Consider the following 21997-nt stretch of genomic DNA (forward strand, 5'->3'; position numbering starts at 1 on the left):
ATGCTTGCGAATCCGTCCTATCACATCCGTCTTTTAGAAGACGTGGACGGCGATGGTAAGTTTGAAAAAAATCAGATTTTCGCAAGAAATATCCCTTTCCCGAAGGGCGGAGTCTTCTATCAGGGCAGTTTATATGTTACCGAATCTCCGAACCTGATCCGCTACACCGATACCAATGATGATGGGATTTCGGATAAAAGAGAAGTAATACTGACCGGCTGGACGCTAAGCTCTAACGGTGCGACATTGGGTGGCCCGTTTTTCGGTCCTGACGGCTGGCTTTACATTACCGATGCACGGCGTGGGTTTAATATCACTACAAAAGAAAATCAGGTTTTGAAAGGAAAAAGCGCCAGGATATGGCGCTGCCGCCCGGATGGGAGCGGTCTGGAACCGATGGCTGGTGGTGGATTTGACAATTCGATTGAAATCGCTTTTATGCCCTCGGGTGAAACCATTGGTACGATGACTTACTTTATGGAGCCGCAGGATGGACAAAGAGATGCACTCATGCACTGGGTTGAAGGAGGCGTTTATCCAAAACCTAATTCTGTGATAGAAGAGGACGGAATGAAACTGACCGGAGACTTAATGCCGGTAATGACGCGTATGCCCAGGGTAGCGCCTTCCGGAATTATGCGTTACAGGGGCAGTGGATTTGGAGCTGAATTTCAGAATAATTTGTTCAACGCAGAATTTAATACCGGACGTGTTATGCGGCACATTGTTTCGCCCGACGGTGCAACTTTTAAAACGACAGACGAGATTTTTATGAAATCTTTAAGTTCTGATTCGCACCCGACGGACGTGTTTCAGGATGCAGACGGCAGTATGCTGGTTGTTATCACAGGTGGCTGGTTTATTGAGGGTTGTCCGCTGTCTCGGGTGGCCAAACCGAATGTAAAAGGCGGGATTTACCGCATCCGTAAAAGCGGAATCCCTGAGGTAAAAGATGCCTGGGGAAAAAAACTGCAGCTTGAAAAACAAAAACCTGGGGATCTTGTAAAATACCTGACAGATTCGCGGCCTGTGGTACGCGACAATGCGATTGAACGATTAATACTGAGGGGAAATGCGGCTGTGGACCCGGTACTGAAAGCATTGCCGGGCATTAAAGATGAAGAGATGCGGGCCGCTGCTGTGTTTGGTTTGTCAAGGATAAATACGGCCGCGGCCTGGAACGGTGTGCGCAGCGCCATGAATGATAAAAGCAGTATTGTGCGGACTGCCGCGGTAAGGGTTTTGGGATTGGCAAAAGATGTGAAATCTGTTGATAAACTGATGAGTTTGGTGCAGAAAGATGCTGCGCCGGTCCGTCGTCAGGCAGCTACTGCTTTGGGGCAAATTGGAAATGCCAGGGCTGTTCCTGCGTTGCTGAAAGCGGCATCCGATAACAGCGACCGCTTTGTAAAACATGCTATCATCCATTCGCTGATCCTGCTCAAAAGTACTGATCTGATGGTGAACGCATTGGATAGCCCTTCGCCGCAAATCCGGATCGCAGCGCTGATTGCCCTGGACCAAATGGAGGGAAAACCGCTTCAAAAAAAATACCTGCCTGCCGTACTGGCCAGCAAGGACCCTGCGCTGAGAAGCACCGGGATCTGGATTGCCTCACACCATCCTGAATGGACCGACATTGTGATTGACTTCCTGCAAAAGAGCCTTCGTGTCAGTGCCGTTCCTGGTTCAGGTCCGGTCAGGGATTTGATGCTTGCTTTCATTAAAGAACCTGGTTTACAGCAATTCATAGCCGGGCAACTTGGTAATCCAAAGGCTGCTTCTGAAAGAAAATTATTGATGCTGGATGTGATTTCGGAATGTTCATTAAAGGAACTTCCGGATGCTTGGGTTACCGAAATGGGTAAGGGATTAAAAAGCAATGATGGGGCAGTCCGTTACAAAGTATTAGGCCTGATCGAGTCGAGACAAATCAAATCTTTCAATAACATTTTGAACGGAATTGTTCAGGACCCGGATACGCCAATCGACTTCCGGCTTAAAGCACTGAGCGCAAGGATTATGTCGTCTCCGGCGCTTTCAGAGACAGAATTTCAGCTTTTGCTAAAATATATTGGTCCCCAATACGATTCTCCGGTAAGACAGCTTGCGGTAAGGCTATTAAACCATGCCGAGCTGAACGATCAGCAGTTGACTGTTGTTGCCCAAACCCAGATCGGCAAAACAGACGCTTTTCTGTTGCCTGCTTTAATGGAAACATTTGAAGGGAACAGCAATGAACAGGTAGGAAAAGAGCTGCTGACTGCCTTGCAGACTGGTACAGTGCGCCTGGATAATTTATCGGAACCGGATTTTCAACGGTTGCTCAAAAGCTTTCCTGCTTCGGTGCATACCATGGCTGCGCCATTGATCGTGAAGCTCAATGCACAACATGCAGAGCGGCTTTCGCACCTTCAAAAAATGGAAGCCCAGCTAAAAGGAGGTGACGTTGGCGAAGGCAGGAAATTGTTTTTTGGCAAAGCTTCCTGTTACTCCTGTCATGCGGTTGGTTCCCAGGGAGGCCGTTTTGGCCCGGACCTGACCAACATCGGGGAGATCCGTTCGAAACATGATATCCTGGAAGCGGTGGTGTACCCGAGCGCGAGTTTTGCCAGGGAATATGAGACTTATCGTGTAGTCACCAAAACAACAGCGTACACCGGGATTATCAAAGAACAGTTGCCTGAATCCATCGTGATCGAAGTTGGTCCTGCACCTGGTTTACGGATTGCCCGTTCACAGATCACTGCCATTGAGCCGCAAACTTTGTCGATGATGCCGCCCGGTTTGGACCAGCAGTTAACGGCGGGTGAAATGGCGGACCTGGCTGCTTTTCTGGAAGCACTTCCTTACCGTTTGGATAGGATGATCAAAGCTCAGGAAAATAAATAATCCTGAAATCTAACACTGTAAAAATACCTGCAAATGAAAATAATAGGCCCGCTGACGTTCCCCTTTATAATTTCCCTGTTTTTTTTAAATGTAAACTGCGTTGCTCAGCCTGCTGATAAAACCGTCAGGCTTTTCAATGGAAAAAATTTGAAGGGCTGGTATTCTTTCGTTGAAAAACGTGGCCGCAATCAGGATGTAAAAAAGGTATTTACGGTCGAGAAAGGGCTGATCCATATCTCAGGCGAGGAATATGGCAGTATTGTGACCAACAAAGAATATGAAAATTACAAGCTGAAAGTAGAGTTCAAATGGGGCGAAAAAACCTACAACCCAAGAGCAGAAAATGCGCGTGACAATGGGGTACTTCTGCATTCCACCGGCGCTGACGGGGGATATCATGGGATATGGATGTATTCCATTGAATGCCAGATTATTGAAGGAGGCACTGGTGATTTTCTGGTGGTTGGCGACGGAAGCAATAAATATGAACTGACCGCCAATGTGGCCCCGAAAAAAGAAGGTGCCGGCAATGTGTATCAGCCGACAGGCCAGCCAATTACCCTCAATGCCGGGCGTATTGACTGGTTTGGCAGGGACCCACACTGGAAAGATGTCAAAGGGTTTACCGGGGCACACGATGTGGAAAAACCGGTTGGCGGGTGGAATACAATGGAATGTGTTGCAGATGGCGACCGTATTTCGATTTATGTGAATGGAACACTCGTTAACCAGGCTTCACGCGTAAAACCTTCCAAGGGGCGTATCCAGATCCAGTCGGAAGGAGCTGAAATGTATGTCAGAAAAGTGGAGCTGACACAATTAATAGTAAAATAGCTGGCCGGATATTTATTTAGGTTAAACTCATTTTGAATAACAGAGCTATGAAAAAACAAAAAGGAAAAAACCTGATAAACCGCCGGGATGCCCTTAAAATGGGATTGGGGACCGGAATATATTCACTTTCACCGGCCAACACCGACGTAACGAACCCAATTATTTTAGAAAATAAAAAGAAAGGTTCAACAGACTGGCAGCTTACCCGTGTACGTCCGGATCCGGATCATCACCGGACCAGTTTAGTAGAAGGTTATTGTTCCAAACAAAGTGTTAAGGCGGGAGGTCAGCTTGACATTATGGTATCTGCCAACCCGGCACAATCCTACAAAATAGATATTTACCGGACCGGTTATTACGGGGGGACCGGTGCCCGATTGGTGCAAACCATTGGCCCGTTGATTGGCAAGTCCCAGGTGACTCCACAAAAAGGCGATAAAAATATCCATGAATGTGAATGGGAAGTATCCGCAAGCTTAAAAATTCCTGGTGACTGGTTAAGCGGTGTGTATCTTGGCAAACTAAAAACACTTCCTGAAAATGCAGGCGAGCCTTACTGGGAAAGTTATATCCTATTTATTGTAACGGACCAAAGGCCGGTAGATATCCTTTTTCAGTGCTCGGACAATACCTGGCAGGCTTATAACCGGTGGCCCAATAATTATTCGATATACACCCATCCCAAGGGGTCGCAAGGACCGTGGGCGGCTGTAAGTTTCGACAGGCCGTATGGGAGACAGTCGCAATACAACGACATTGTCAATGATCCGTTGTCGTTCGGGTCCGGGGAATTTATATCCTTTGAACGCCCTTTTTCCTATTTTTTGGAACAACATGGTTATGACGTTGCTTATTGTTCCAACAGTGACATGGTCACGCCCGGCCGCGCCCTGAAAGCCAAAGCATTTTTAAGTGTAGGGCATGACGAATATTGGGACATACGCCAGTTCAGAAGTGTGGAAACGTTGAAGGAAAAGGGGGTAAACCTTTTGTTTTTCTCCGGCAATTCGGTTTGCTGGGTGAGCCCGTTTACAACAAGTAAAAGTGGGAACCCACTTGGAAGGATTTTCCGGGCTGGTCCTTACGGTGCCCAAAATAATTATGCGGTCAGCCGGGAAAAAGACCACGGCCCGTTCCCGGAAAGAGGGCCTGATGAAGGGCTTTTAATGGGCGTAAGGAATATCCAGCCCATTAACGGGGGAGGGGATTGGATTATTACAAAGCCACAGCACTGGATTTTCAAGAATACAGGGATCAAAAAAGGGGATTATATACCAGGATTGATTGGCTGGGAATATCACGGTGACGCAGCCGATATTGCTGGCCTGGAAGTGGTTGCCGAAGGGATTGCCTGGATGGGCGGAAAAGTGCCTTCCAAATGGCAGTCCGTGATTTACCCAGGCCCCAAAGGCAACTTTATATTTAATGCCTCAACCATATTCTGGGCACAGGGTTTAAGCAGCCCTCCCGGGCATACACTTCCATGGTCACATTACAATCGTCCGCACGGGCCCGATCCAAGAGTTCAGCAGATTACACATAATCTGCTCAGGAAGGCAATTTTGTAAGATGAAGCGACAACGGGAACTGAAAAATGTTGATATTTAATCGGTGCAGCTACACGCTTTTTCAGTTGCCCCAAACAACTTTTAATCCTGGTTTTTCAATGGGTAGTATACCTCCAAGTGTATCACCCTTTTTTACATTTATAAGGACTCTTTCCAGAAATGCCAGTCCGGATATGTCAGCATACACATCAACAGAATGACCATTCAATGGATCCACTATTTTGCCCCAACGCTGTCCTTTTTTTACTATTTCTCCAAGTTTGATTTCCGATATAAAAATTCCATCGGCCGGGGAAGGCATTTTTCCCTGCAAATAACCGCTTTCCATTCGGTGATCTTCTACCCAATAATATTTTTCCATTGACTGACTTTCAATAGCTTGTTCGATCATGCACAGACTTTTCAGTAGATTTAAAAAGCCATCCTTATAAGCTTTTACTACCTCTTCACGTATGCCGCTGCCACCACCATATTCCAGATAAATTGCAGGAACATCTGCATCGCGAGCTACGGAAAGTGTTCTTCCATTGGGGCTGTAATCCGTTCCCCAAATAATAGGAAGATTGTAAGCCAATGCCATCTGCCGTTGTTTTTCAAGAATTTCGGACGAGGGGTGAAGCATGTAACCTGCTAATGGAGCGATGTCATACGTGGCTCCTCCAGTATGCATGTCAACAAAATAATCAGCTTCCCTAATCAGTTCACTTATTTGGGAAGCGGCAATTTCTGAAACTGTGCCTTCCAAATTACCAGGACAAATACGGGCAAGATCCAATCCATCAGAACCATATCGTGTTGATGCTAAATAAGCACTTTCATTTACTATAGTCACAATCGTAACGCTGCCATTAGCCAGATTTCCGGCAAGTTCTTCGACTAAATCAAGGGTTGCCAGCATCGGTTCGTACTCGTCACCATGAACTCCTGCTGTGAGTAAAACGTTCGGGCCATCTATGCCGGATTTGATATGTTTTTTTTTAATAGAATGAATATCTTCTTGCATAACTTACTGGAAATAAAAACACTGACTAAGCTTTAAAATGTTTCTTTCAACTCATTAATGCAGGAAATATCTGGCTGTCAGTTTTATGGAAACTGCCAGCAAAATATTTCCTGCAACAATGGATTTTCACGAGTCAACTCATTTATTATTTGGTAACCAATCCGGTTACGGCAGCAATACGATCAAGAATATCCTGAACATCTTTGTCCTGCCATTGCGTATTTCCCATACCCAAAGGCGGGTTGGGAATGCCGATCGCAATGCCGTGTTTCAAATACATGGCTTTTTGCAGGAACGTCCAGATATTTGGTAAAACGAAATTGATTATTTCCTGGAAAGTGAGCATAAAACGGCTGCCCAGGTCAAAATTTCCACCTATAAATTCCTTGCGGACAAACTGACATTCTTCTCCCCACAAATTGAAAAAACTACCAATAGCACCTGCGGTTCCGCACAAGGTTGCCTGGCAAAATAATTCGTCAGCACCGCTAAAAAGAATCAGATCATCGCCTGCAAGAATATGCATCAGACTGATCTCATATAGATTTTGTGTGGTCAGTTTCATCCCTTCGATATTTGGCAGGGTCAAGATCTGGTCAATGTAATAACGCGCGTCACCTCCAAAAACACTTTGATTACCCACATGATAAGGGAAAAAAGGTATGTCTATTGAAGAGCTGATCGCCCGGTAATGCGCCAGCGAATTTTGTACACCACCCTGATAATAAATTGGGGCAACGGATGAAATTCCATAAACGCCGGCCTCTTGGGCAGCTTTGGCCAATCGCACAGATTCATGGGTGTTAAGTGCGCCAACCTGGGCAATAACCGGCAGAGAATTTCCGGCAATGTTCATTACCTGCTTCGTAATTTCAATCCGGTCCTTTTCAGAAAAAAGCACGCCTTGTCCGGTAGAGCCGAGCAGGTAAATTCCATCCAGTTGCTGGTCGATGCAAAGCTGAACAATTTTTTCAAGTTCTGCGTATGCAGGAGCTCCCTGGGTATCTACCGGCGTTAAAAGTGCGGGCCAAAGACCTCCGATTTCTAATTTACTACTCATACTGTTGTTTGAATTATTTCAAAAAAATATTTAACCGCTTTGATCAATTTTAATTATAACCCGGGTTTTGTTCCAGTTTTGAATTAAGGCTCATGGTCTGAAGTGTCAATGGCCAGAGCAATAAATACTGGTTTGCATCTTTGCCTTTTAACGATGGTACTTTTTCAAATGCTTTGTTAAACCGGACCAGATCCCACCATCTTTTTCCTTCAAATGCGAGTTCGAAAAGTCTTTCCTGAAGAATTGCTTCGTCGTTGGCAGTCTGGGATCCATTTATAAATGTGTGTTTGCTATATGCTTCACCATAAGCTCGCTGGCGAACTTTATTGATTTCCGGTGATGGATCCTGGCCCAGTGCATTTTTTGCTTCTGCCTTTAAAAGCAACAGATCGGCGTAACGGTAAATGATAATGTCATCCAAAAATCTGCGTACGCCTCCGGTTACGAAGCCTTTTCCTTTTAAAACTATGGAGGAAGAATAAGTAGTGGCTCCATTTCTGGTCACGTATATTTCCAGAAAACTGCCTTTCTTTCTCTTGTCATCTTCTGTAAACTGATTGCGAACGAGCGCAGTGGGTGCCCACCAGTTGTTGCCTCCTCCCGCACCAATTGCAGCGATGACATCCGGTGCAATTCCGTCGCTGGCAGTAGGGGTTGAGGTATACATATCTGCAAAATAATTATCACTGGCTTCCAGATCAGCGAAATGGGAAGCAAAAATAATTTCTTTATTTCCTTTGTTCGTGTAGGCAAAAACGTCTGCAAAATTGCTTTGCAGGGCCAGATCCGATTGTTCCGCTTCGTTAAGGGCAGCCAGAGCAGTTGTGAAATCGGCGGTACCACCTTTTGCACGCTTTGCTGTCCACAGGTATACTTCCGCTTTTAGCATGTTAAGTGCCGGTTTAGACCAAAGACTTCTTGTGGTGTTAAAGTTGTTATTCGCATACAATTCATGCGCTTTGTCAATATCACTTTTGATAAAAACAAGAATTTCTTCCGTCGGCGTTCTTGCTTTATATGTTGTTACAGGATCATATCCCTCCACAGGTTCGGTCATAACCGGCAAAGCGCCCCAGGTTCTCACCATCATAAAATAAACATGCGCCCGCATCGAATACGCCTGGGCGATCATTGCATTTTTGGTTGCTTCATTTTTGAAAGTGATTCCGGGAACATATTTGATCACCAGATTGGCAAAGTTGACAATTTTATAAAGTTGCAGCCAGTTGCGGTCGGCATTGCTCTGAGTCATCGAATTTTCAAAATACTTAATGCGATAATCGGCGTTGGCAGTACCGTTTCCCATTACCTCGCTTCGGGCTTCTCCCAGCAAAATAAGGTCGGTTCTTACAAATGTCCTGAACTGGTTGTACATGCCAATCAGTCCGCCCTGCGCATCTTCTTCTGTTTTCCAGAAGGAATTGACCGATATGACACTTTCAGGTTTTAAGTCAATCAGATCATTGCATGAAAACAGAAAGATTCCTGCAATAAGCAGGCAGATATTGTTTAACTTTTTCATATTCAACTATTTGTGATTAATTAAAATGAAGCTTTTATTCCTGCCGTCAGTACCCGGGGCACCGGATATCTCCCTCTGTCAAGTCCTCCTTCTTCTGGCGCAAGACCAGTATATTTTGTAAAATATTTAAGATTATTGCCTGTGAAATTGACTTTAAGACTGCTTACACCAACCTTTGAAAGGAATTTCTGCGGAAGGGTATAGCTGAAAGTGACTTCTCTCAATGCCATATAATCGCCTTTTTCATAGTTGACAGAATTTCCTGCACCATTATCCAGATTGCGCGGATCGCCGCGCCAGTAATTGGATTGAGCGGCCTGGTCAGCCCAGTAATACCGGGGTACAGCTGTTTTATCACCCTGTTTCAGCCATGATCTCAAAAGGTCTGTTGTGCCGTTCACATCACCCTGGAACTGAGCGTTCATGTTCGCCCTTACATAATTGTATATCGTGTGGCCGAGCGTGTAATCCATTCTTATATACAGGCTCAGGCCCTTGAATATCAATGTATTCGATGCACCTCCGGTCCATTTTGGATAAATATTCCCCATATAAACCCGGTCTTTACTATCAATGATTTTGTTGTTATCTACATCAAGCCAGTTTACATCGCCGCCGAATTTTCTCTTGTCAGTACCTGCTACAAGCTCGTCACGCGGACCGGCTGCGGCTTGTTCATCGGTTGCATAAATCCCCATCTGCTTATATCCGTACATGTTTCCGATCGCGCTGCCCTCCTGTAATCCACCTTTCCAAACATAAGCGCCAGCGACCGGATCATAGACATTGAACCCTCCGATGCGGTTATGCTCGTTATCGTTATCCGGAAGTTTTAGAATCTTGTTTTTGTTCTTCGAAGCGTTAACAGACAGGGTCCAGCTGAAATTGTCTGTCGAAATTAAACCGGCTGAAATTTCCATTTCCAGTCCTCTATTTTCGAGACTTCCAAGGTTGGTAAGAATGCTGCTGAATCCGGTTTCTTCGGGTAGTGCCAGAGTGGTGATCAGGTTTTGCGTATTGCGGCGGTAGTAATCCGCGATCAGCCGTATACGATCTTTGAGAAAACCGGCATCCAGGCCGAAATCCAGTGTTTTTGATTGTTCCCAGCGAAGTGCCGGATTGGCCATTACAGAATATTCCACACCAGCCAGGCCGTCATAACGTGCTCCCACCGTATATTGTCCCTGGGCCTGAAAGTCAGAAAGATTTCCCAGATTGCCGTTTACCCCATAACTTGCTCTGAGCTTCAGATTGCTAAGGGGCGAATCCTGGATCCAGAAGTTTTCATTGTGAATATTCCAGCCTGCGGACATACCAGGGAAAAACCCCCATTTATTTTTATCTCCTAAATTGGATGCACCATCATAGCGTGCGCTCACCGAGAAAAGGTACTTACGGTTATAGTCATACGTAAGCCTTCCAAAGAAACCCAAAATAGCCTGGGACGTAGCTGAGCTGGAAACGCTTACAGGTGTGGCAGACGCATTCAATGTAGAAATCAGGTCCGTGGCCGCACCTCTGCCCGCAGCATCCAGCGAGCGGTTTTGTCTGTCAAAATAAGATAATCCGGATTTGATCTGAAAGTTGTGTGCGTTGTTAAAGGACTTCGTATAGCTCAGTGTCGCATCCATTTGCTTCTGATCCAGTTTGGCATAAGCTGAGCTGGCGTCTCTGGAATCTACAAACTGTACCGGAGTATTAAAATATGACATTTGAAACGCATTACTGTCTGTAACTCTATACAACAGCGATGCAACCGGTTCAAAAATTAAGTTGGGCAGGATTTCCCAATTCAGTCCTCCTGAAACGGTTATAATATTTACCTGATTATTGTTTTTCGTTCTGCCCATGTAATATTCGGGATTGCCCTGGCTCTTGTTTTGCCCCGGAGCGAGGCTTCCATCCTCATATTTATATTTTGCCGTAGACGGAAGGCCAATGGAACGTTCAAACATTTCACTTTCGCTGTACACCGCATTATTTCCAAAGCGGCTCAGGTTGAGCCCGGCATATACAAACATTTTGCTGTTGACCTGAAGCTTTCCGTTCATATTAGCTGTAAACCGGTTATAGTTGGTTTTAATAGCTATTCCATCAATTTTTGTGTAGCCAGCTCCCATATTAAATGTGGCTTTCTCATTTCCCCCCGAGAAACTCAGGTAATGCTCCTGGGTTACGCCCGTCCGGAAAAGTACCTTCTGCCAATCAGTGTCGTCGAAAATGATGGTTTTGGCAGGGTCCAAAGGATCGGGCATACTTTGCCAGCCTTCATCAAGCTTATGCTTGTTGACATCCGACAGGTATTGCGTGGTGTATGCCGTGTTATTGGTCAGATCGTTGCCGATTCCCTGTCCGTTGGCACCTGATAACCAGGGTAAACGTTCGGGATGTTTTTCCCCAATGGCGGCAACTCCCAGGCGCCCGTAATAGATGTAATCCCTGCTTGAAAGCACATTGTATTTTTCTCTCAGTTTGGTAAAACCCAGCGAATAACTATAATTAATGCGCGTCTTGCCGGCAACTCCTTTCTTTAGCGCGACGATCACAACTCCGTTGGAAGCCCTTGCACCATAAATAGCGGTGGCAGCGGCATCTTTCAGCACCTGCATGGATTCAATATCCAAAGCATTGATTCCGTCCATATCTGACCTGAGTATACCATCAATTACATACAATGGCGCGGCACCATTAGGATTGTTAATTGAAGCCCCACCCCGGACGATCACCCTTGGCGATGCACCAGGCTGACCGGACGTTGTTTGAACTCTTACGCCTGAAACCGTTCCCTGTAAAGCGGAGGCGGCATTTGCGAAGGTGGTATTTTCCAAAACCTTCGGATCCAGTTTGGTGATCGAGGTTGTCAGCGTAGATCGGGACTGCGTTCCATAGCCTACCACAACCGCTTCATCCAGACTGGCCGCATCGGTTGAGAGCATAACGTTAATCTCGGATTGAGAACCGACTTCGATCTCTTTAGTTTTATATCCTACAAAACTAAAAATCAGTGTTTGTGTTGTCGAGGCAGCAATTGTAAACTTACCCCCGGCGTCCGTATTAACACCAACTTGTGTACCCTTTACAACCACGGTAACAAAGGGTAAAGGAGTGCTGTCGTCTGTTGACCTAACGGTTCCGTGCACGTTTTGCTGCGCGGTTGCCAGGGTTGTTTTAATCAAAAAGTAAATGGAAATAATTGTTTGTAAATAGAACTTTCGCATCGATTTCATGTAATTAGAAGTTTGGATGATAACTATTTTGTACTTGGATTATCCTTTTTTAGCAAATAATCTTCTTAATTTCATTTGTAGGACAAATGTATTAATACTATTTAATTATCAATACATTTGTCTGAAAAATTTATTGTTATTAACAATTTCTGTAATAAGTGCTATCTTGCGTAATCTTAGTGCAAATCATATTATGTCAGAAGTTAAACACAATACATTAGAACCCTTAGGAAGCCTGTCAATGACCGATAGGGTTGAGAATATCCTGAGAGAATATTTTACGGAAAACGGATTTAAACCCGGTGATTCACTGCCAAAGGAGATGGAAATTTCTCAAAAGCTGAATGTTGGTAGAAATGTAGTCAGGGAAGCCTTAAGCAGGCTGCGGATGCTGGGAATGATCGAGACCCGTCCGCGCAGAGGAATGATCATGGCACAACCCGACTTGTTGGCAGGAATTGAAAAAGTGCTAAATCCTCTCCTCCTAAGTCAGGATAATCTGAAAGATATTTTTGAGCTTCGCCTGATCCTGGAAATGGGGATATCCGAATTTCTCTTTGCCCGTAAAACCGATAAAGATTTAGCAGAGCTGGAGGACATCGTGTCAAAGCAGAAGGACGCTGTTGTTGTTTCTAAAGAAGAAGAAGTAGCTTTTCATGGAAAGCTATATGAGATGACAGGGAATGATACTTTTAAAAGGTTTCAGAATTTACTCATGCCGGTTTTTGAACATGTTTTTACAGAATATTACGATAAGGGGATACATCGCGATATTCCCAATCCTGTGACACATCACGATTTGTTCGTCTATTTAAAGCAAGGTACTCAGGAAGAATTCCGTAAGGCCATGTATCAACATCTGGAAGTGTATTTTAAAACGATTACAGCTAGATAAGGGTTAAAGTTTGGGGGAGACACGATATCACATTGGGGTATCCGGGTAGTAACTTCGAGCTTTAATTATATAGGTTAGAATTGCAACTATTAACGAGAACAAAGTTAGGTCGCAATTTTCTGTTTATTTAAAATTTCTTCAAATTCTTTGGGACATATATCGATTATCTATACCATTACCTTTGCCAGAGATAGTGAGGATATTAGCGTGCAGCGCACGTGTTGTAGAGAATTATTTTAAAACTTTCTCTAAACCTCACCCAACCATTTTACAATTTTCATTTCGACAAATGACAAACGGTTTCTTCTTTATCACTATTATTTGTTGGAGCTGACGGCGTACCCGTAGCAGTCCAATAAATATTTTTTTTTTCATATTTAACAAGATTCAAAGTTGATAGGAGACCTTTTGTCTGTTGAAATTTAATTCGTTGCGTCGATTACGATACGGTCAGTCCAGTCTGTAATTTTGGTAAGGGTTAGGACTTGCGACCATGGTAAGGCTAAAAGTATAATATCTGCATTTGGCAGCTTGGCCAATGACATTTGCAGCAAAGAAGTCTTGACATTTGCCAAGCGAATTCCTGGATTGCTCTCACAAAGTTGGCGATCCGGGATGGTTCTGTGATAGCACATACCGGTAAAATTGCTGGCGGTGTTTTAAAATCCGGCCAAGAAGTATCCCATCAGCCAGGACTTGATATCAACAGATCGTGCTCACCCTGAGTTGGCGTAACCTTATATTGAACCATCGTTTTTGACGTAAAATATAAAATTAATAAGGCATGATCAATTAGACATAACATTAGATCATTTGAGGAGCCCAGTAAGTGCAGTAACCTTGCGCATACACGGGGCCTTTGAAAATCTGGCAGTTACCGCAGTCTTTGCTGTCTTTTTTGGGTAGCCAGAGTTGACAGTTACTGCAATGCGATTCCGGGGAAGGCGATTGCTTCACATAGCCAAGTTGCCCTCGCTTTTTCAATTCTGTTTCACTAACACCTGAAAGTCTGTGCAAGGTTCCAGGTTACCTGGGGCTTTTTTTTCGCTGGAATTTTTCTGGGTTTTACTCTCACAGCTGACAAGAAAAATTCCAAATCCGGAAAGTAAAAAAAACTTACGTCGCGAATAAATAGTGTTCATGGCTGATTTTTATAATGGGGTTGTACTTCCTTTCGAAGCGGTCAAAACCTGCTGAGCTGCTGTTTTTATTTTTTGTGAAGCGTTTTTACTGATATTTTCCAGCAATTTTAGAAGAGTTGGGTCGGATTTAATTTTTGACGTTTTAATACCCTGAGCGGTTCTATTTAAAGCAAAGATCATCCAGTCCTGATTTTTGCTGATGGACGGATCGGCTAATAAATTCAGAAATACTGTCATTTCGCTGTTTTGATTTCTCGCACTTTTTATCTGCGAAAGATCTTTGATGAAATCCAGTTTTTCTGACTCCGCGTTTGAAAAGAATCCGGACACAGCCAATTTTTTTATGAATTCATTAGAAATTCCAGGATCAGAACTTAGAACAGCCTTTCTGAACCAGGCATCTTTGAAATGATTATTAATGATATTTACAAGCGCTGCTCCGGATTTAGAAACAGGAAATTCTCCCAAACTTAAAGTGGCCTGAAATGCTACGCGGACAGGACCGTCAGTAGTTCTTTTTATGATTTCCGGCAAAAGTCCGGGATATTTTTCAGCAGGAATAAGGCCATATTCTCGTACGCCCGGACTCGGATCGTTCACCGCTTTTTGGATTAGCCCTTCATTCAGAGCACTTAATCCTTCCAAAACAAAAAATGCATGAAGTCTGGTGCGAGGGTCGGAGCCGTTGGAAAACAATTCGATAACAGCCGGTACAATGGTTTTATCCTGGCGCTCGAGCAGTATTCTTTGGGCCTGCAATCTGTAAAACTGACTCGGATCAGATAGTAATTTTACGATTTCCAGAGCGTTCAGTCTAGCCGGATTAACCAAAGCTGGAGTTGCTGACCGAGGCGTTTTTGGTGTTATTTTGTAAATTCTTCCTTTATCAACTCCCGCCAGAAAATCCATATCTGTTTTTAAATCTTCGGGAATGGAAACCGGCGTTTCAATATGCTGACGATACATATCAATTACATATAAAGCCCCGTCTGCGCCGGAAGTCAAATTTGCAGGACGAAACCAGGAATCCGTTGAGCTAAGAAATTCTTTGTTCTTTTCATGAATTGAATCCCGGCTAGCTGCGAAAGTTGGACTGGAAGTCAAGGAAGTAATCACATCACGGTGAACAAGATTTCCGGAAACATCGCCTGTGAAAATATTTCCGGAATATTTCTCGGGAAATGTATTTCCTCCATAGAATGTGCCTCCGGTGGCTCCTGTAAAATGACCGTCGGCATACTCGATACGGTCAAGCTGCTGCTCTTTGTATTCCTTATTTCTGCGGGCAGATCTTTCAGCACGCCAGTAGGGCGCCGCCGTCCGCTGAAACATGGTCAGCTCCCCATTGGAAATGTCGGCCATTCCTTTTTGGGAGGGCAAAAAATCATGACGGTGCAAGTAGCGCCAAGGCACAACCATATGCTGGATTCGTATCGTGTTTTGTGTTACAAAGCGGTGACCGAAATCATCAAAAGTATGTCCGAATTGTCCCGGGCCGGTTTCCGGTTCAAACTGATTTCTGTCAAGTCTGAATCGGAAATCGGCATTTTTCATAGGCAGGGCAGGAGAGCCGGGCTTTTTGGAAAACGTCACTTGGCCATCCTGTCCGTGGTTGGAAGCATAAATCCAGTTGTCAATTCCAAACCTTAAATTGGTAATCTGCGCTTCTGAATTACCAGCAAAAAAACCGGTAAAGAGTATTTCTTTGATATCAGCCTTGAAATCACCAGTCGTATCTTTCATGTACCAAATATTGGGAGCTGCCGCGACTAAAAGTCCACCTTTCCAGGGCAAAATGCTGGTCGCTTCCAGGAGACTATCGGCAAAAAGAAAGTACTTGTCCATCCGGTTATCACCATTGGTATCCACCAACATTTTAATTCGACCACTGCCTTTTCCGTTTTCCGGTTTGTAAGGATAGTCCGGCATTTCAACTACAAATGCGCGTCCCTGTTCGTCAAAAACCATTTCAACCGGATCCTTAACAATGGGTTCTGCGGCAAAAATTTCAATATTAAAATTCTCGTCAAGCTCAAAACTTTTTAGCGCTTCTTCCGGCGTTAAGGCATCTGCATAATGTTTTTGCTTGCAGCAAATGCAGATTAAGAGGATAAACATTAAAGAACAAGCTGACAGAAATTTCATATCGGAAAGGTTTTAAAACGGATTTGTAATTTTTACTAAATCCTGAATAATGTGGTCCTGATGTTCAAAACGGGCAAGCGTATAAATATCACCTTTTGCATCAACGGCAATAGAATTTACATAAGTTGGTCTTTGGCCATCCTCGTAAAAAACAGGGCCGTGGTCGATGTACTTTTGTGTTGTTAAATTGTAGGTGATCAAGTGCAGATTTTCAATTCCTTTGGCGGCACCTTTGGCAATTTGCTCTTCACCTTTCAGGCGTTTGCCATTTTCGTAAACGGGCCCTCCGGTTAGATAATAAATCGTTTGTTGATCCGGGCCGAGTTGAAAACCAAGATAACCGTAGCTGAACTGGTCAAACATGCCGCTTTTTTTAGAAGGTTCGGACGTAATCCGGTCAACAATTTCAATCTTTTCATGCCTTGGGTCAAACCGGAACAAATAACCAGAATTCCCATGAACACCATAAGCAACCTGCTCAGTCGGATGCCAAAAAATCTTTCGCCAGTTGTAGGACATACTTCCCGGGCGGGTAGGATCGTATTTGCCAAAATAGTCTAATCTTAAATCTACGTTTTGTAATTTTTCAATAATTCCCTTTGAAGGGTTATAGGAAAAAATATCACCTTCGGCGACCGAAAAATAAACGGTCCCGTTTTCAGGATCTACAAAAAGAGACCGGCATAAGGATCTGAAATCATCTCCGGGCGTACCCGCTTCTCCTTTTTTTGAAACGGCACCAAGATCTTTTAAAACATTACGTTCAAGATCATAATGAATAAAATGACCATTTGGCCAGGAAATTCCATACAAATGTCCCCGCTGCAAATCCATCGTCATCGAAACCATACCCTCCCCGTTTGGTACTATGGCAAGATCCTGGAATTGCCCTGTACCTAGATCGTAGGATAAAAAATGACCACCCTGGTATAATTTATATCCATCAGGTGCCATTTCGGGCAAGCGGTCCATTCCATCAATGAGTTGATAATACCCGACATGGGTAGAAAAGTAAAGTTTTCCATTCCTTTCATAAAAACGAACATGACTTTTTCCCTGCGCTATTGCTTTAAGCTTTTTCTCTCCACAAATCTCCGTCAGGTCACCCAGGAATTTTATGCTTTCATCACCAGGATTAAATACATACATATGCCCGCCAATATCGTATTGATCAGAGGAAAGTACGTAATAAATTTTCCCGTCGCTGGCAGCTGAAATTGCATTATAGGTATCATGAGCTTTATCAAATCCTGAAAAATAATGTTTGGCTATCAATGTTTTAGCCTGTTTTTCAGGTTCAGTTAGTATTTCAGTATCTTTCATAAAATTTATCGGAATTAGGAACTTTCACGCATATATCTTGCCAATCTTATAATCCTTAAATCAAGATCATTTGTGAATTAGTGTCGACTCAGGTTTTGCAACCCGCACTTTTTCGGCCAATTGAATCATTCCATTCATAATTTTGGTTTCTGTATCAGATACCCAGGTAGCAGGTAATCCATAGACAATTTGTGCAAGATCACCTTCATAACCCCCTTCTCTTAAAATTGTTGACGTTGGAATATAGCTTACCACATCGTTGCAATACCCCATTACAAAAATGCTTTGTCCGAATATTCTTTTTAGGTTAATAGCGTACTCAGAAACCAGTTCACCACCTAATGTCATGATTGCCTGATCACCCAGTTTCCATATCTGCAAAGGGTAAGGATAGGTGGTCTGAAAGGGCTGTCTGTTTTTAATTTTATCCAGCATCCTTATGGCCCAGCGCTTCTGAAAACCAGTTTCTTTTTCAGCCATTTTTGTTAATTCCTCTTTCGAAGGAGCAGCGGTTAAAGAAAGATCAATCTCAGTGTAAGCTGTTGTCAGTTTTGGCGAAAGCGCCTTCATTTCCTCACTAAGAACTCTTTCCACAGCCGCGGCAAGGGTTTTTCCATATTGAATAGCAAGTGGAACTGTATTTCTCGGTAAAGGATTTTGATCCGCTCCGGCACCCTGAAAAAATAATGCGGTAGCTTTTGGGTACAGTTTTTCAAGTTCAATTTGCGCAAACCCGGGATAATCTCCCGACCACTGATTGCCATTCAAAACCGTTGGATGACAGGCATATCCAAAAGCAATGGCGATGATATTCCCATTAACATCTGTAACCTTGATAACCGGCACAGAAGGGTCGGAGGGACCCAATAATGCTGTTAAAGTTTCAAGTTTTGCCGCGTCATTATTTCTTCGGTTGACCTGAAAACGTGCAACTCCGTTTTGTCCGTATAAAGAAGCAGGGGCCAAATTTTTGATCGCAGTACCAACCAGATTTATAATTTGTTCTGTTAGCCGGATTGAATTTGCTTCTATCTTCTTTTCATCTTCTTGATTCGTAGGGTAAATATCCGAAAGCGCAGTGCTCAAAACAGGGCCGGAATGCGTGTGTGAGGAATTTAAAATTACTTGTGCTTTGGATAAATGATAGCGGTATTCCAGCGCTTTCCGGATCGTGTCCGAGATCATTTTTGGTAGTCCCAAAAGATCCATGGTCACCAGTACAGAACGTTGCCCATCGGCATCTTCAAGTGCTAACGCCTTTGCCCATAAATCATGAAGTTTTCCTTCTGACGGACCTGTGCGTGAGGCAAAACCTGCCATCCACATCGGTTGTGACGGCGTAATAACCACTTTTGCCACACCTGCTTTCCAGCCTTTTGCAGCATTGGCGGGCACTTTGTTTTGCCCAAATATTTGATCAGGGGAAAGCAAAAAGCTTAGTATTACCAGAAAAAATAATCTCCTCATCGTTTTCCCAGTTTCTTGATCTGTGCTGAATTTTTATGGACTTTTTCAATTGCTGAGGCAATATCCTGCATGTCAGTTTTGCTTCCAAGCAGCATATTCTGGGTAAACCAGACTGCTTCTTCGTTACAAAGAAGATCGTTGTTTGGACATTTATTGTGCTCGTTGTATGTGTTAATATTCAGCATATCAGCAGGATACATTTTCTTGTAATTTTTTGATTCAAAGGTATCTTTCAAATAAGGCTGTGTGTTAAGTGTCGCATAACCGCTTGAACAGGGAACGCCTTCGGCTGTAAGCGCCTTGATAAAAGCTTCTCTTGACAAACCGCTGAATGCATTTTTCTGATAGCGAAACGGAAAAAGATGGAAAGCAGCGCGGGTTACGTTGTCATAAAGTTTATAGGGAATAATGCCGGGAATATCCTTGATCTGGGATTTCAGATAGGCCGCATTTTCGTTTCTTGTTGTGGTCTGGCTGTCCAGTCTTTTTAGTTGTGCCAATCCGATAGCGGCCTGATATTCAGTAAATCTCAATTTTGTCCCCTGGATAATACATCCGCTGCTGACAGCTCCGACTGCGGTTCCATAAGCATAACCGAAATTGTGGTAAGAATAACAGCGGTCTATGAATTTTTCATTATTACTGACAATGGCGCCGCCTTCGCCAATCGGCAGATTTTTGGAGTTTTGAAAACTAAAACAGCCAGCATCGCCAATGGTACCCACTTTTTGTTTATTGATCTCCGCCAAATGGGCCTGACAGGCATCTTCGATCACAAGCAGATTATGTTTTTTGGCGATGGCCATAATTTTATCCATATCCGCAGGAAGTCCCAGAATGTGAACGGGCATAATCGCTTTGGTGCGCGGCGTTATTTTCGCTTCAATTTTGGCCGGATCCATCTGAAATGTTTCAGGATCAACGTCCACAAAAACCGGAATGGCGCCGTTGGATAAAACGGAGGAAACCGTAGCAATAAATGTATAGGGAGGTACAAGCACTTCATCGCCAGCTTTAATGTCAAACTGGTTGAGTGTGATCACCAGCGCATTCGTGCCGTTTACAACCGCCAGACTACGTTTTACTCCCAATGTGGAAGCCCATTCTTTTTCAAACTGGGTTACTACTTCTGCGCGTGACCAGATTCCGCTCCTTAAAACTTCAAGAACCTGTTTTTCATCCGTCGCAGGATTCCAGATTGGCCATTCCGGCCATTTTGAAGTGCTCCACGCCGCTTTCCCACCTAAAATAGCAGGCGTTTGCACCTGACTCAGGCCAGCAGCAAAAACTGGTTTTGAAACAACCGAAGCCAGGACTGCGCCGGCTGCGGCCAGAGAGTTTTTTTTGATAAAATCCCTTCTTGAAAAACTGGGCTTTGATGATTCCATTTTTAAGATTTTAGCTTTTATATCTGTTATTTGGGAAATAGCGGCATATGTTTGCTTACAACAACACCTTGGTATTTCCTCCTTCTTTCATCGAAATGTCGATCGGCTTGTTTGTTTTCCATGATCCTGAAGTAAAATCAGGAACATCAATAGAATTAGAACGGTGCGCTACCGACCACTCACTCAACGGCCCGACCGAGCTCCAAAGTGCTGCGTCATACACATCCTGATCCAGCGGCAATCCGTTACGCAGACAATCAATCGTGCGCCAGTCCATCAGAAAATCCATCCCGCCGTGACCGCCAACCTGCTTTGCCGATTCTCCGATTTTTTTGATGATCGGCGGTGTGTATTTTTCTTCAACCGCTTTATATTCTTCAGCAGTTAGCCACTCATGATCTTTGGAATACCGGGCTGGTTCGGGATATTTCAGCGCCGTTCCTTTGGTACCGCTCACGAGCTGAATCCGGGAATAAGGACGAGGCGAACTCACATCAAACTGAACCATAATTGTCTTCCCTTTATGCGTACGGATCGTTGAGGTATTCATCATTCCGTTAAAATGTCTGCCGACAAAGGGTTTGAAAAACGGATCATCCGCAGCCAGTTTTTTTGCCATTTCGCCCATCACAAAATCATTGTTTGACATGGAAACAAGATAATCCATCTGATCCCCACGGTTGATATTCATAACTTGACAAATCGGCCCAAGTCCGTGGGTTGGGTAGAGATTTCCGGTTCTTTTGGAAAGTTCTTCAAGCTCCCACATCTGATAAAACCGGTCTTTGGAAAATACATATTCCTGTAAATTATGCAGATATGCACCTTCGCCGTGTGTAATTTCTCCAAAAAATCCTTGTCGTGCCATATTCAAGGTCAGCAATTCAGAAAAATCGTAGCAGCAATTTTCTGTCATCATACAATGTTTGCGGGTGCGCTCGGAAGTTTCAACGAGTTGCCAGCATTCGTCAATGGTTTTGGCGGCAGGCACTTCCACACACACATGCTTGTCGTGATTCATTGAAAAAACGGCCATCGGCGTGTGCAATGCCCAGGGGGTGACAATGTAAATCAGATCAAGATCCGTCATTTCGCACAGCTTTTTCCATGCATCGGGATTGCTGTGAAATGTTTTAGGTTGATGTCCCTGTGGGGCAACCATTTTAGCCGCTTCACTGACTTTTTCTTCCCTTAAATCACACAAAGCTTTTATTTGAACGCCTTCAATTTTATTCATGCGCTCCACTGCGGCCATACCTCTGTTTCCAAGCCCGATAAAACCAACGCGAACAACGGGTAATTTCGGGGCAGCGTAACCCGACATATTGAATTTTTGAATATGCTTTTGTACTGCTTGCGGATGCGGAATAAAGCCTGAGGGTTTAGCAAAAGCCGTTTGAGCCGTTGCAAAGCCGATTCCGGATAGTCCAGTAAGTTTTAAAAAGTCTCTGCGATTCTTATTCATAATTAATCCGTTGTGAATAAAATGCTATTTTCCTGTGTACCGGTGATATGGGTAACGCGTGTATTA

General features: G+C 44.0%; 15 protein-coding genes. 4 read left to right on the forward strand and 11 right to left on the reverse strand.

Translation table 11 applies throughout. The features are described from left to right. From FDK13_RS27930 to FDK13_RS27940, 3 genes are all read left to right on the forward strand, one after another. Positions 1-2892, forward strand: a 2892-nt coding sequence (locus FDK13_RS27930) for a PVC-type heme-binding CxxCH protein (protein WP_137343324.1), incomplete at its 5' end; no start/stop codon positions are given. A gap of 33 nt (positions 2893-2925) precedes the next feature. Next, on the forward strand, positions 2926-3726 hold the full coding sequence (locus FDK13_RS27935) for a 3-keto-disaccharide hydrolase (RefSeq protein ID WP_137343325.1): 801 nt from the start codon (positions 2926-2928) through the stop codon (positions 3724-3726). A 47-nt stretch (positions 3727-3773) separates the two neighbouring features. Then, complete coding sequence (locus FDK13_RS27940) at positions 3774-5294, forward strand: N,N-dimethylformamidase beta subunit family domain-containing protein (RefSeq protein WP_137343326.1); 1521 nt, start codon at positions 3774-3776, stop codon at positions 5292-5294. A gap of 61 nt (positions 5295-5355) precedes the next feature. On the opposite strand, the gene FDK13_RS27945 is transcribed toward FDK13_RS27940, so the two are convergent. From FDK13_RS27945 to FDK13_RS27960, 4 genes are all read right to left on the reverse strand, one after another. After that, entirely contained in the window at positions 5356-6297 is a 942-nt protein-coding gene (locus tag FDK13_RS27945) for a succinylglutamate desuccinylase/aspartoacylase family protein (protein ID WP_137343327.1), read from the reverse strand. Between the two features lie 145 nt (positions 6298-6442). After that, positions 6443-7357 (reverse strand): dihydrodipicolinate synthase family protein, encoded by a 915-nt coding sequence (locus FDK13_RS27950; RefSeq protein ID WP_137343328.1) that lies wholly within the window; start codon positions 7355-7357, stop codon positions 6443-6445. 49 nt (positions 7358-7406) lie between these two features. After that, positions 7407-8879, reverse strand: coding sequence for a RagB/SusD family nutrient uptake outer membrane protein (locus FDK13_RS27955; RefSeq protein ID WP_137343329.1), 1473 nt, complete (start codon positions 8877-8879; stop codon positions 7407-7409). A 20-nt stretch (positions 8880-8899) separates the two neighbouring features. Further along, a complete protein-coding gene (locus FDK13_RS27960; RefSeq protein ID WP_229216240.1) occupies positions 8900-12106 on the reverse strand; it encodes a SusC/RagA family TonB-linked outer membrane protein in 3207 nt (1068 codons plus the stop codon). 193 nt (positions 12107-12299) lie between these two features. Here FDK13_RS27960 and FDK13_RS27965 point away from each other — a divergent pair, with 193 nt between their 5' ends. Beyond that, on the forward strand, positions 12300-13001 hold the full coding sequence (locus FDK13_RS27965; RefSeq protein ID WP_137343330.1) for a FadR/GntR family transcriptional regulator: 702 nt from the start codon (positions 12300-12302) through the stop codon (positions 12999-13001). Between the two features lie 422 nt (positions 13002-13423). Here the strand turns inward: FDK13_RS27965 and FDK13_RS27970 are convergent, their stop codons facing one another. From FDK13_RS27970 to FDK13_RS28000, 7 genes are all read right to left on the reverse strand, one after another. Further along, positions 13424-13636: a hypothetical protein gene (locus FDK13_RS27970; RefSeq protein ID WP_137343331.1), complete on the reverse strand. Its 213-nt coding sequence runs from the start codon at positions 13634-13636 to the stop codon at positions 13424-13426. A gap of 169 nt (positions 13637-13805) precedes the next feature. Continuing rightward, positions 13806-13958, reverse strand: a complete 153-nt coding sequence (locus FDK13_RS36720; RefSeq protein ID WP_374756116.1) for a high-potential iron-sulfur protein — start codon at positions 13956-13958, stop codon at positions 13806-13808. A 194-nt stretch (positions 13959-14152) separates the two neighbouring features. Next, entirely contained in the window at positions 14153-16288 is a 2136-nt protein-coding gene (locus tag FDK13_RS27980; RefSeq protein WP_137343333.1) for a PVC-type heme-binding CxxCH protein, read from the reverse strand. A 12-nt stretch (positions 16289-16300) separates the two neighbouring features. Beyond that, entirely contained in the window at positions 16301-17611 is a 1311-nt protein-coding gene (locus tag FDK13_RS27985) for a hypothetical protein (RefSeq protein WP_137343334.1), read from the reverse strand. A gap of 66 nt (positions 17612-17677) precedes the next feature. Beyond that, positions 17678-19078, reverse strand: a complete 1401-nt coding sequence (locus FDK13_RS27990) for a neutral/alkaline non-lysosomal ceramidase N-terminal domain-containing protein (protein WP_137343335.1) — start codon at positions 19076-19078, stop codon at positions 17678-17680. Next, positions 19075-20466, reverse strand: coding sequence for an aminotransferase class I/II-fold pyridoxal phosphate-dependent enzyme (locus FDK13_RS27995; protein WP_137343336.1), 1392 nt, complete (start codon positions 20464-20466; stop codon positions 19075-19077). Before FDK13_RS27995 ends, FDK13_RS27990 begins: the two co-directional genes overlap by 4 nt. Before the next feature lie 55 nt (positions 20467-20521). After that, complete coding sequence (locus FDK13_RS28000; RefSeq protein ID WP_137343337.1) at positions 20522-21931, reverse strand: Gfo/Idh/MocA family protein; 1410 nt, start codon at positions 21929-21931, stop codon at positions 20522-20524. Positions 21932-21997: the final 66 nt, after the last annotated feature.

Source organism: Dyadobacter frigoris (assembly GCF_005280585.1).
Taxonomy (GTDB): domain Bacteria; phylum Bacteroidota; class Bacteroidia; order Cytophagales; family Spirosomataceae; genus Dyadobacter; species Dyadobacter frigoris.

What these genes read in the sequence shown, in the direction of transcription:
- FDK13_RS27935 (WP_137343325.1), top strand. Translation starts at nt 2,926, where the DNA reads ATGAAAATAATAGGCCCGCTGACGTTCCCCTTTATAATTTCCCTGTTT.
- FDK13_RS27940 (WP_137343326.1), top strand. Translation starts at nt 3,774, where the DNA reads ATGAAAAAACAAAAAGGAAAAAACCTGATAAACCGCCGGGATGCCCTT.
- FDK13_RS27945 (WP_137343327.1), bottom strand. Translation starts at nt 6,297, where the DNA reads ATGCAAGAAGATATTCATTCTATTAAAAAAAAACATATCAAATCCGGC.
- FDK13_RS27950 (WP_137343328.1), bottom strand. Translation starts at nt 7,357, where the DNA reads ATGAGTAGTAAATTAGAAATCGGAGGTCTTTGGCCCGCACTTTTAACG.
- FDK13_RS27955 (WP_137343329.1), bottom strand. Translation starts at nt 8,879, where the DNA reads ATGAAAAAGTTAAACAATATCTGCCTGCTTATTGCAGGAATCTTTCTG.
- FDK13_RS27960 (WP_229216240.1), bottom strand. Translation starts at nt 12,106, where the DNA reads ATGAAATCGATGCGAAAGTTCTATTTACAAACAATTATTTCCATTTAC.
- FDK13_RS27965 (WP_137343330.1), top strand. Translation starts at nt 12,300, where the DNA reads ATGTCAGAAGTTAAACACAATACATTAGAACCCTTAGGAAGCCTGTCA.
- FDK13_RS27970 (WP_137343331.1), bottom strand. Translation starts at nt 13,636, where the DNA reads ATGTGCTATCACAGAACCATCCCGGATCGCCAACTTTGTGAGAGCAAT.
- FDK13_RS27980 (WP_137343333.1), bottom strand. Translation starts at nt 16,288, where the DNA reads ATGAAATTTCTGTCAGCTTGTTCTTTAATGTTTATCCTCTTAATCTGC.
- FDK13_RS27985 (WP_137343334.1), bottom strand. Translation starts at nt 17,611, where the DNA reads ATGAAAGATACTGAAATACTAACTGAACCTGAAAAACAGGCTAAAACA.
- FDK13_RS27990 (WP_137343335.1), bottom strand. Translation starts at nt 19,078, where the DNA reads ATGAGGAGATTATTTTTTCTGGTAATACTAAGCTTTTTGCTTTCCCCT.
- FDK13_RS27995 (WP_137343336.1), bottom strand. Translation starts at nt 20,466, where the DNA reads ATGGAATCATCAAAGCCCAGTTTTTCAAGAAGGGATTTTATCAAAAAA.
- FDK13_RS28000 (WP_137343337.1), bottom strand. Translation starts at nt 21,931, where the DNA reads ATGAATAAGAATCGCAGAGACTTTTTAAAACTTACTGGACTATCCGGA.